The organism is Pseudoclavibacter sp. RFBG4 (assembly GCF_002931515.1).
Taxonomy (GTDB): domain Bacteria; phylum Actinomycetota; class Actinomycetes; order Actinomycetales; family Microbacteriaceae; genus Pseudoclavibacter.
This window is the reverse complement of the sequence record NZ_PSYC01000035.1, coordinates 1-11,212: the sequence shown is the minus strand read 5'-3', so window position 1 is coordinate 11,212 and position 11,212 is coordinate 1. Positions and strand designations below refer to the sequence as shown.

General features: G+C 63.1%; 9 protein-coding genes. 3 read left to right on the top strand and 6 right to left on the bottom strand.

Features of this window, described 5'->3' with window-relative positions; genetic code table 11:
- Window positions 1–128: 128 nt before the first annotated feature.
- Complete coding sequence (locus tag C5E10_RS13285; protein WP_181062765.1) at window positions 129–2,513, bottom strand: ATP-dependent endonuclease; 2,385 nt, start codon at window positions 2,511–2,513, stop codon at window positions 129–131.
- A gap of 693 nt (window positions 2,514–3,206) precedes the next feature.
- On the opposite strand from C5E10_RS13285, the gene C5E10_RS13280 reads away from it, so the two are divergent.
- The gene (locus C5E10_RS13280) at window positions 3,207–3,443 is read left to right on the top strand and encodes a hypothetical protein (RefSeq protein ID WP_104332043.1); all 237 of its coding nucleotides are present in this window, start codon (window positions 3,207–3,209) and stop codon (window positions 3,441–3,443) included.
- A 303-nt stretch (window positions 3,444–3,746) separates the two neighbouring features.
- Entirely contained in the window at window positions 3,747–5,594 is a 1,848-nt protein-coding gene (locus tag C5E10_RS13275; protein ID WP_104332042.1) for a hypothetical protein, read from the top strand.
- A gap of 89 nt (window positions 5,595–5,683) precedes the next feature.
- Here C5E10_RS13275 and C5E10_RS13270 read toward each other — a convergent pair whose 3' ends face one another.
- The 5 genes from C5E10_RS13270 to C5E10_RS13250 all read right to left on the bottom strand — a co-directional run bounded on the left by C5E10_RS13270 (window position 5,684) and on the right by C5E10_RS13250 (window position 10,674).
- Window positions 5,684–6,697, bottom strand: a complete 1,014-nt coding sequence (locus C5E10_RS13270) for a YhcG family protein (RefSeq protein WP_104332041.1) — start codon at window positions 6,695–6,697, stop codon at window positions 5,684–5,686.
- A 116-nt stretch (window positions 6,698–6,813) separates the two neighbouring features.
- Window positions 6,814–7,053, bottom strand: a complete 240-nt coding sequence (locus C5E10_RS13265; protein ID WP_104332040.1) for a hypothetical protein — start codon at window positions 7,051–7,053, stop codon at window positions 6,814–6,816.
- A 463-nt stretch (window positions 7,054–7,516) separates the two neighbouring features.
- Complete coding sequence (locus C5E10_RS13260) at window positions 7,517–8,542, bottom strand: PASTA domain-containing protein (protein ID WP_181062764.1); 1,026 nt, start codon at window positions 8,540–8,542, stop codon at window positions 7,517–7,519.
- 339 nt (window positions 8,543–8,881) lie between these two features.
- On the bottom strand, window positions 8,882–9,547 hold the full coding sequence (locus C5E10_RS13255) for a recombinase family protein (protein WP_104332038.1): 666 nt from the start codon (window positions 9,545–9,547) through the stop codon (window positions 8,882–8,884).
- 146 nt (window positions 9,548–9,693) lie between these two features.
- Entirely contained in the window at window positions 9,694–10,674 is a 981-nt protein-coding gene (locus C5E10_RS13250; RefSeq protein ID WP_258071125.1) for an arsenic resistance protein, read from the bottom strand.
- Window positions 10,675–10,771: 97 nt separating this feature from the next.
- Between C5E10_RS13250 and C5E10_RS13245 the strand changes: the two genes are divergently transcribed.
- Window positions 10,772–11,206: a MerR family transcriptional regulator gene (locus tag C5E10_RS13245; RefSeq protein ID WP_104332036.1), complete on the top strand. Its 435-nt coding sequence runs from the start codon at window positions 10,772–10,774 to the stop codon at window positions 11,204–11,206.
- Window positions 11,207–11,212: the final 6 nt, after the last annotated feature.

Here is an 11,212-nt window from a genome sequence, read left to right as displayed (position 1 = left end):
AACCCCGACCAAGTTGGCCATAGTCTGACCCGATCAGCAGGCAGCCGGACTTAGACGGCAGACGTGCGCTGTATTCGCAGCAAACTCGCGAGGGCGAGGGTTGCCTGCTTGTAAGGCCGCTCCGGCGGTCAATCGTCCCCGATAATGGCCGCCGAGTCCGTATTTTTAAGCAGGTGGGCGGCAGGATCCCTCGCAGCATCGTCCTGGTACTCCTGGCGCTCTTTCTCGGCCAGCGCCCGGATGTCCTCGCGGAAGCCCTCGAAGTCGCGTACATGAGTGGACGCCGGATCCTCGAGTTCGTGGGAGGCGCGAATCCTTGCGATTCTTTGCGTCGCTTCGTCGAGCCATGTGCTGATTGCAAACGCGTCCGCGAGCTCCCGTAGGAGGCGCTTTGCTGCTCGCTTTGTGATGCCGCGAGTATGAGTCTTCATGAAGTTCTTCACCGTGCGCTTGATCTTGTCGTCGCTACGGTTTTGGTCTTCCTCGACCGCTGCCGTGTCTAGTACGTCAGCAAGATGCACCAGCAAAGTCCCAAAGCGCTCGCGCATCTCATCTGCTCCGTCGACATCCGGGGAGTGTCCAAGGAGCAGGACGATTTCTCGTGCGAGACCAACTTTCTCGATGTGCTCACCTTCGAATCTATCGCGATAGAGGCTGTCGAGCGCACTCCACACCGAGCGCTCGGCATGAACTGCAGATTCGAGATCGGCCAGGGGGAAATTATCTGGGTCGATGTCATCAATAGGGACGAAACGAGTGAGGTGGGCGAGTGCGGCTCGATGCACGAGTGAGATCGGAATTAGGTCTTCAATCTCTGTGACCACCACGCCGTCGAAGTTGAGGCCGGATCCTGATGCCCACAAGTCGAGGCGGACAATGTAATCGTCCTTCAGAACGCGCTTTCGTCGTGCTTCGCCGCGCTGCAGGACTCGTTGTGCCTCCCGTCCGGACGAATCCCCGTCGAGTAATGCGACACACGGCGGCTTTAGAGTGTCGCGACCGCGAGCTAGGTAGACCATATACGGGATACCGTCTGCTCCGCCCGCAGCGACGATCGTAACCTCGTTGAGGTCGAGGCTCTGGGAGTGGCTTCGTTGGCGCTGAACGAGATGGGCGGACATTCCTGCGATCAGCAGCTGATCCGCTAATCCCTCGACGAACAAGTTTTGTCCGCCGATAAAAGCTGTCTCCGCTACGTAGGGTCCCAGCGACGATCGCAGTGGCTCGTAGCGGTTGTTGGCTGCGTCGCGGACGACGCGCGTTCCTTCATCCTCCGAACCTTTGTCGAGTACTCGAATCCGCTCAGGGGAATTTTTGTCGATGAGGAAGGGCGAGTGCGTCACATAAACGACTTGACTTCCTTGGGACCCGTCCTCTGGAATGGCGTAATCGTGGAGAACGCGCAGCAGGTCCTGCTGGCCCACACTCGATAAAAAAGCATCGGGTTCGTCAAGCAACAGAATGTCCGGCTCCGGCTGCGTCAGACGATGAGCAGCCAACTGCACAAAGTAGCTCAGAAAGTACCGGAGCCCTTGACTACGTTCTTGAAACGAGTATGTGGATCCCGTGCGGTCGCGGATTGTGAACGCGAGCTCTAGTTCTCTTGCTTCGAGGATGAGATCGAATTCGCGATCCTGAGTCCACCACCTCTGCACGTTCAAATTGTCGCGGATGGCCGTGTTCATGGCGCCGACGATTGCTTCCACTTGTCCCTCGCGGCCAGAGGCAAGCGCATCGCGAAGTTCGATAAAGGCCTCAGGAGCGATGCGCGCCGCGTCAACTAGTAGCATGCGTGCGAGATTGAATTCCTTCTTTCGACGCTGTTCTGCTTCCTCAGAGTCTGCGTCGGCGGGAGGTGCCAGCGCCGGCGTGACCACCTCGCCCACTGAGGCATCGGTCGGGTTCGCGAGTCCAAATATCTGATCGAAGATGCTCGTTCGCTGTCGGCGGTCGTGCAGTCGAGTCCGCCTCTGTCCGGTGAGCTCCGCGATGGAGACACTGTCCGGAATGGCAATTCCAGTTTCGAGTTCGAAAGTCTTCGGTAGCGCTGCGACGAGCTTCGTCAGCTGTGCCGCCGGGAGTTTTATGGAATCGCCGTCGACTACGATGAATGGGGCGTCGGAGCCGGGCCGGTACAGTCCGAACTGCCGAGCCTCACCGAGGACGGGTACTCCAGCAATTGCCTCGCCAGGTTCAAGGTCAAAAATTGCCCCAAATTCGGGCAGTCGGATCTGATTGGCTTGCACCGAGTACTCCTCGCTGTAGCGGCAGAAGTCCTCCCGACGGATTGGGTCGCCGGTAAGCGCAGCTTGGATCGCCTTCAGCAGCTGGCTCTTACCAGCTTCGTTCGCCCCAACAATTGCCGTGATGTCATTCTCTAGCGGGACGCGGACGAAGGGGTACCATGGTTCGGACTCTTCCCAAGAGGCTGGCGCCTGCCCTTCGCGTGCTTTGCGCTCGAAATCGAAGTTGAACGATCGGAAGAACCTGACATCGATCCTGTTGAGTTTCATTTCACTCCTGGTAGCGGCCGTTTGGCGACGTGGTGTTGACAGTAGCGTCCGCGGCCGACAAGGTGCCCAGCTTTGGACTCGGGTCATGGTGCCGTGGCCGGTCTTTTGCCTTGCGAACTGCGCCCGCAGCGGCACCGGTAGGGAATCAGCGGACGAGCTTCACAGCAGTTGCCTGGTCCGTGACGCAATGGCGCGAGCATTGACAGGAGGGTTCGCCTCAGCAGTGCGTCGATGATCGCTGGCAGCGCGGCTGGTGGTCTCACCGGAATGGGGTCCCCACAGATCCATACTCGTGTCATCCCACGATCTGATCAGTTCATCTCAAGTTGCTCGGCGCACTCTCCCGAAAGAGGTGGCCGACGTCGATGGCGTAAACCGGTGGTGATGAGGACGACGGCAGGGCGGAGCTCCGACAGTGCCGTCTGTGACCAGGGCCCAGGGCATTGGGCGTTCCAGTCGCGGTCAGATCGTGCGACGCCTGATCTCACCGGAGTGCTTGCAGGGTCGTGAGACCTGTGCCCCTTGGGCATCGACTCTCCTGACTAGGCACCGCTCTCATGGAGCCGGCGCCGACTCTGCTCTGAGCCAAGCTGTTCGCAGGTCAAGAGCCTTCCTCGTGGCTCGAGGGGTGCGATCTGCGACACACCCGCGACCTTCCGACTTAACATGCCATTTAGGGGACATGCTCTAGTTATGTCCAGTCCCAACGCAGGCATCAGGCGCAACCGACGCCCCGCCGGTGAGAAGAGCTTCGAGAAGCGGGTCTTCCTCAGCGAGGCGACGCTCGCCGCATTCAAGTCTGCGGCGCACGAATCTGGCAATCTCTCGCTCTCGCTCTATCTCGAGCGGCTAGCGGCACAAGTTCTCGAGGAACAGGGCACGCTCCCCTTGTTCCCAGATGCCGAGGAGGCCCACACCGAAGCCGCATAGACGAAGAAGCCCGCCGCTTCCGCGACGGGCTCCCAAAAGTTTCGTAGCTCAAACCCTCACAGCTGCCAGGCCCAGAGGTTCGAGCTAATCCCTACTCAGCACCGGCTACCAACCGGGGCTTCGTAGTACCCGCTCCGAAGAGGAGGTGCCCTCATAGTACCTAAATCTGTCTCGTTTGTCCCTGTATTGACGCTGAGTCGTGCGCACGAGGGTGTTCCAGCCACTCCGAGTGGGTGGGAACTGGCCCGCGCACTGAGCCCACGGCCCCGTATTCGCGTCGCGGATCGCCTCGCTGACGGCGAGTTGCTGAACGCGTACAGCCGCGACGTTTCGGTGTTCGCGGAGCAGCCGCAGAGCCCCTGGGCGATGTACCTCGCGACTGATGCCGGCGCCTATCGGTTCCTCTGCTTCGACTTGGATGCGAGCCGCGGCAATACGGTCTACGACGCAGGCAAGCTCACGCTGTGGTTGAACGAGCTCGGCATCGACCACGTGCTCACGAAGTCCGGTCCCAGTGAAGGCCGTCACGTCTGGCTGGCTCTTGAGGATGAGGCGTCGGCCGAGACCGTGCGCGAGCTCGCGCAGCTCGCCGCGCAGCTATTCCCCTCGCTGGACCCCACTCCCCTCATGAACCCGCGTACGGGCTGCGTACGTCCCCCTGGATCGCCTCACCGCAACGGTGACTCCTCGCGGCCGGCGGGCCCAATCGATGCGCTGCTTGATCCATCGGTGACGCCGGACCAAGTGCGCGAGCTCCGCGCGTTCCTCATCGACGCGGGAGCTGAAGAGCTTGCTCCGGTCACGTCGCTCACTAAGGGCATGGTCGTCGATGCGGACGGCTACCCCCACATCACCGGCACGCGCCGACCGCTCAGCGCGCGCGTGCGCCTGGTGCTCGACACTCCCCCAGCCGACGATGCGTCCTACGCGCTCGCGACCGTCCTGGCAGGTTGCGCAAACGCCCGGTGGACGCTCGCGGAAGTGCGCGAACTCGTCGACGATGCGCCCGGGTTCGAGCACGTGCGCTCGCAGCGCCATAAGCACGGCCACCGCATCCCTCGCACGCCACAGGGGCGGGAACGCGCGTTGGTCTCCGCATGGCGGCACGCCATCACCTACGTGGCCGCGAACCCCTCTACGGGTGACGGCAGCGACGAAGGATTCCTCACCCGCTGCGCCGCCACCGTGGAGGCCGTCGACGCGGCACAAGTGCGCGCGAATGCGATGCCAGGGCTCTGGGGTGGCGACCGGGCATCGTCCTCTCAGCGGTCGCGCACGGGCACGCACAGCACCCGCGCCGTCCTTGACGCCCTCTGCCTCTACATGGCTCAGGCTGCGCAGCTCACGATCGAGGCCGACGTGCGCCGCATCTCCGCCGACACCGGGTACGGCCGCACCACCGTCCACGAGGCACTGCGCCGTCTCGCCACCCCCACCGACGAAGCCTCGCCGGAGTCAGCGTGGATCGTCCGAGAGGGAACCCCGGAGGGCGCCCACGCGCAGCGCTACCGCCTCTCTCGGAAGTTCTCCACAGAGACTCAAGCCAACAACCGGACACAAGTGCTTGCACGCCCCGGCGCTGCCCTCCCCCTCCAGGCTCGAACGCAGCACATCGCCCGCCTCGCGAAGAACCTGCAGGCGCTAGCTCATGATGCGTTCACGGCGCCGCACAGCTTCGGCCGCACTACCGGTCTGGTTTACAAATACGTTGACGAAGGTTCTGTGGTTACGGTCGACGACCTCACCCGCAGCACTGGTCTCGACGCCGCTCGCACTCGCACAGCTCTTCGCACGCTCCACGCTCACGGACTCCTCCAACGCCTTGATCAGGGCTGGACCCGAGGAGAACAATCAACTGTTGAGGCGGCTGCACGCATGTTTGGTGTCGCAGGGCACCTCGAAGCTCGTCGAGCGCGCTACACCGAGGAGCGGCACTGCTGGGCGTGGTGGCAGGCGGAGGTGCAATGGATGTCGAGGCGAGGGAAGCGTCGTCGTCGACGCCGTCCCCCCACCGCGGCGCAGCTCCTAAGTGTGAGCGATCGTCCGGAGTACCCTCGTTATCCGCGTAACGCCGGACGTGGCGATCATCGTCTGGCGCTTGCCCTCGTGCGAGCCGGCTCCATTGATGTACCGGTCTTACGAGCCGCTTAGAAGTCCGGGCGAGTCATCATCATCGAGTGCTCGGAGCTTGCTTAAAGGACGGCGGCTTCGTTCGCGCAACGGTGCGTTGCGCGAACTGTTTACGGAGTGTCCAGTGCGCGCCGAAGATCCACTTCCGACGGAAGCGCAGCCTGCTCGGCGGGAGGGAGCAGATCGTAGCTCGCGATCGCGATCGGGTGGCTGCTACCGGCGAGTGCATATCGCACGACCCGGTCGTTCTTGTCGGTGCAGAGGAGTAGTCCGACGGTGGGCGCGTGTGCGGGCCGTCGAAGCTGGTTCTCGACGAGCTCGACGTAGAACCCGAGTTGGCCGGCGTACTCGGGTTTGAACTTGCCGACTTTCAGCTCGACCACGACGTACCGCAGCTGCTCCACATGGAAGAACAACAGATCGACGAAGAACTCGTCGCCATCGACGTCGAAGGGCATTTGCCGGCCAACGAAGCTGAACCCACTGCCCAACTCCCCCAGCGTCTCGATGATGCGCTCGACGAGGGCCTGCTCGAGCTCGCGCTCAGCGTGACCCGGCTCGATGCGAAGGAAATCGAAGACGTAGGGGTCCTTCATGATCTGCTGCGCGAGGTCGGAGGAAGCAGGATCCAAGAGGCGATCGAAGTTCGTTGGAGCGGCGCCGAACCGCAGGTGAGCGGTGGTCTTGAGGTGATGCTCGAGAGTGCTTCGAGTCCACCCGTTGGTCGCCGCTTGACCTGCGTACCAGTCCCGCAGTTCCGGGTCATCGAGCTTATCGAGGAGCACGGTGATGTGTCCCCACGGCAATTGCGCAACGGCCTGTTGCGCAATCTCGGTGACGTCCGTCCATGCGCGGGCGAAGGAGCGCATGTAGACCAGGTTGCGGGGCGAGAAGCCCCGGGAGTCGGGGAACTCCGCGCGCAGGTCAGCGGAGAGCCGCTGGATGATCTTGGTGCCCCACTGAGCGTCGTCCGTGCGCTCGGCGAGGACCTGACCAATCTGCCAGTACAGGAGGGTGAGCTCCACATTGACTCGGCGTTGCGCTCGGTAGCGGGACTCATGGACACGTTGCTTGAGGCGAACGAGCACGCTCGCGTAGTCGTTCGGAAGTGCCAGCTCGTCCATACTCGAAAGCCTATCCGCGGGCCCTCTGGTCAATCGGCATCGTCGAGTCCGCTCGGCAGGAGATCTGGTCACCTGCCGAGCGGAGGAGCTGCTCTCATACGGGTCTGGGACGGAGGCTAGACGCCGTGTGCCTCGCCTCCGAGGGCAGTCGCGATCTGGGGAGCGATCTCTGCGGAGTTGGTGATGCCTTCGCTGGAGTTCAATGTGAGGGCTGCGTTGCCGTAGGAGACGTAGATGCCTCCGAGAGAGTCGCTTGCCTCACCCCAGGTCGTGAGCGTCGCGGTGTCGGGGAAGACATTGATGCCGGCATCGAAGCCGTTGATCGTGATGTCGAACCGTGCCTTGGCGCCGGACAATCCGGTTTCTGCGCGGACGGGATCGGTGTGTTCGATGCCCAGCTCGTCGAGCGCCCCAACGAACGCTTGGACAGAGGCCTCGATTTCGGAGACTGTCTCGGCAGGTGCTTCCGGTGTGACCGGCGCAGCCGTCTCAGCTGGAGCTGAAGATTCTGTGCTGGCTGCCGGCGTTGCGTCTGTTGCTGTGCCGCTGGTGCATCCAGTCAGGGCCAGCATGGTGATGAGTGACGCAGACGCGGTTGCTGTGACGATTCCGTATTTCATGGGGTCGCTTTCTGGAATGAGGTGTGAAGAGTTGAACTTGGTCAGGGTGGCGAAGCGGTAGTGGGCTGTCGGGGCCGGCGTCCCGGAACGCCTGCTGGCAAGCGGTCACTGCCCGCTGATGAGCAGCGCGAGTGATGCAAAGGGTGTTGTTACTGGCAGGGTTGATCAGAGGGAGCGGGGCGGCAGCGATTCCCGGGCATCATCCGCAGGAGACCACCGCGTACGGTCCGGTCGACGTGTTCGTGAGAACGACCTCTCCGTTGCGGTACATCGTGCAGGTGATGCTGTCTCCGTCGAGCATTTGTGCGTTGAAATTGCCGCGTTCGTAGCGGTCGTACCCGTTGTCAGGGAACGTCATCGACCACGGGACTGAAGCGCCGGTGTCTTGCGAGATGGAGAACGACCCTGGGGGTGCCCACGTGACCATCGCCGTCGATCCGTTCCCAGTGACTTCGAACGTGATGGTTGGCCCAGTGAGCGTGTAGGTCACCGTCGACCCTTCCGCGACCTGCGTTCCCGCCGCTGGCTCCTGGCCGGTGATCGTCCATGAGCCTCGTGCAGTCGGAGTTGCAGACGCCGGGGTGAGGCCGAGCGCCTTGAGTTCGGAGTCTGCCGTTGTTGAGTTCTTACCGGAGAGATCTGGCACCGTCACAAGCGGCGCTTGGACCGTGAATGCAACGGACGTCCCATGCTGAACGCTGGCGCCCGCCGCGGTCGCCTGGGCGGACACTGTCCAGTCAGTTTCGTACCCAGTCGGCGATGCTTCTCCGCGCAGGCCGGCGTCGGTCAGTGCGGAGGTCGCCTCGCTGACAGTGAGGCCGGCAAGATCCGGTACCGCAACGTTGGGGACTTCCAAGGTGAGTTTGACTGCATCCCCAGCGCGCCCGTTCGTGCCAGCGGATGGGTCTTGACTGAGCACCTTCCACGACTGTGACTCGGTCGGCGTGAAGGGGATCGAGATTGACACTCCAACTTCATCGGCCAGGATCAACGCGTTCGCGACGTTGCTAGCGGCAAAATCGGGGATCGAGACGGGGGCTGCTTCCATCTCGAGGTCGACCGAGGTGCCGGCCCAGAGCATCGCAGCGGGGTTCGACAGCTGCGTCTTGACGACCTGGTGGTCTTTGTCGAGGGTCTTCACCCAGTCGATGTCGCCAACCTCGAGGCGAGACGTGTCGAGCTGTGTGGTTGCTTCAGCGAAGGTCGTGCCCACGAGGGATGGCACGCGGGTCAGGTTCGACAACACGAGCACAGCCACGACGGCAAGCACTGCCGCCGCAGACGCAGCTGCTATCCACTGGGCTCTCCGAGACCGGAACACACGACTCGTCTTTACCCAGACGCGCGCCGCACGTGCAGCGAACGGAGTCGAATCGCTGTCCTGCTTGGGTGCGGGTGTCGACCAATGCGGCTTCAAATCGGGTGTCATGCGGTGCTCGCTCTCAACACAGGTGAGCCGAGAGCTCACTGCTTACGCTTATCGAAGCGGAGAGGCGCGGAAAATCCTACGACCGGGTCGCACCCGGGTGATTACGATTGGCTCGCTGCGAGCGACGACTTCTTCCTAGATGCGCTCGATCGGCACGGTGAGTCCAGGCAATGATGGTGGATGTATGCCTGCCGTGATCTCCGGAAGATCGCTCACCTCGGAAACCTGAGCGGTCTGGAGACGGCGGTACAGCGTTGCCCGCGAGATGCCGAGGTTCCGTGCGACCTCTGCGACCGGCACGTCGGCTGCGACCAGGTGAGCTGCGTTCTTGAGCTGGCTCTCGCTGATCTTTCGTGGGCGGCCGCCCAGGTCGGAGCCGGCGGCTCGGCGTTTGCTGACGGAGTCGAGGACTCGTTCGCGTTTGATCTCGAGCTCCATCTGCGCGAGGGCGGCCATGACGGTGAACACCATGGATCCCATGGGCGTCGACGTGTCCACGTCTCCCCCGCCCAAGTTAAAGACCCGCAACGCGACTCCTTCGTCGCGGAGCTCTTCGGCGAGCGTGAGCATGTTGCCGGTCGAGCGGCCGAGACGGTCAAGCGTCGTCACCACGAAGGTGTCGCCACGTTCGAGAGCCCGCAACGCTTCGTCGAGTGCGGGCCGAGATGCGTTCGCGCCCGACGCTCCTCGATCGACATAGAGGTCATCGGCGCGGACGCCGGCGGCGCGCAGATCGACTTCTTGCCGATCGGTGTCCTGGTGGCGGGTCGAGACACGGGCGTAGCCGATGAGCTTGGTCATTCACGCACCATACGTGTCGCAAAACCGACCCCTGCGACATGTCTGCGGCGGGTCGGTTATGGAGCATAGTTTTGAGAATCTGACTCCCGCGAGATTCCGCCACTCACTCCCCCGGTCTGGTGTCTCATGTGGGTTGTCGCGAAACCCTAGGGTTTCGAGGCGCTCGCTTCTCGTTCTCGCGTGATCCTTGGGAGGAAGCGCACGAGCGCGACCATGCCCACGAGCTCGACGAGCGTCTGCATCACGATGACCACCGGTGTCAGCGCTAGTGCTGGTGGCAGGGCGAGTGCGAGCGGCAGCACGACGAGGGAGTTGCGAGTGGCACCACTGAACGCCAGCGCTCGGGTCGCGGGAACGTCGAGTCGGAAGACTCGTCCTGCCAGGAGCCCGACGAGCACCATGATCGCGAGGAACGCGACGTAGATCGGCACGAGCACGAGCAGCCGCGGCCCGGCAGCACCGACCGCTCCAGCTTGGGATGCCACAACGGTGAACAGCGTCGCCATCATGAGCGGCACCATCAGGTTCATCGTGGTGCGCTCGATCACCTGGCCGCTGCGGTGTCGTTTCGCGAGGAACTGGACAAACGCGGCGGCACCGAGTGGCACCACGATCAGCAGCAGGAAGGCGCGCGCGAACGGGGCGACATCCACCACGGCCACCTCATCCGGGCCGAGGAAGATCAGCAGGTAGAGCGGCAGGAGCAGCATCTGCGCGAGCATCAGGAGCGGGGCAACTGCCAGCAGTCGGTCGGACGCGCCGCCCGCGAGGCCGGCGAACACGATCACGTAGTCGATGCACGGCGTGAGTAGCACCAGCAGCACTCCGAACAGCAACGCGGGCTCGTCCGCCACGAACCTCGACAGTGCGTAGGCGACGAGTGGCACGATCACGAAGTTCACGACCCCCACGGCCCCGAGGAAGCGGGCATCGCGAAGTGACCTCCCGATGGCAGCGAACGGGACGCCCAGGAACGTCGCGAACAGCAGCAGCGCGAGCACCGGTTCGATCGCGAGTTCGAGATGGTGCACCCCGGGCACGAGGAGGCCGAGCGCGCCGCCAGCGGCGATTGCCGCGAGATACAAAGCGATCTGGTGGCGCTCCAGGACTGCGACGAGGCGCGTCACGAGACGGGGTTCGAGGTGAAGTTGATGGGCACGGCTTGACGCTAAACGTTCGACCCGCTCGAAGGTCAAGCCTGTTCCGCGCTCGTAAGCTCCCGGCATGCGTATCTCTGAGGTCAGCAGGCGGAGCGGGATCAGCGCGACCGCGCTGCGCTACTACGAGAGCATCGGCCTCGTCACACCCCACCGCTCCAGCAACGGCTACCGGGACTACGACGCCGCCACCCTGCACCGACTCGATCTCATCGAAGCGAGCAAAGAGCTCGGACTCCCCCTCGCTGACATCAGCAGACACCTCGCTTCCCTGGAGGTCGACTCCTGCACCGACGTGCGCGAGCAGCTTCGACCACTCCTCGCTGAACGCGTGCGACAGATCGATGAGAAACGGGCCCGGCTGGACGAGCTCCGAGAACGACTCACGGCCGCAAATCACGGCCTTGCCGACTGTCCTGACCGCGACGACAGGTGCTCCACGGAGTGCATCTTCCGCACCTACGACGAGAGGGCTGGAATCTGCTCCACCAACCCGGAGTGAGACGTA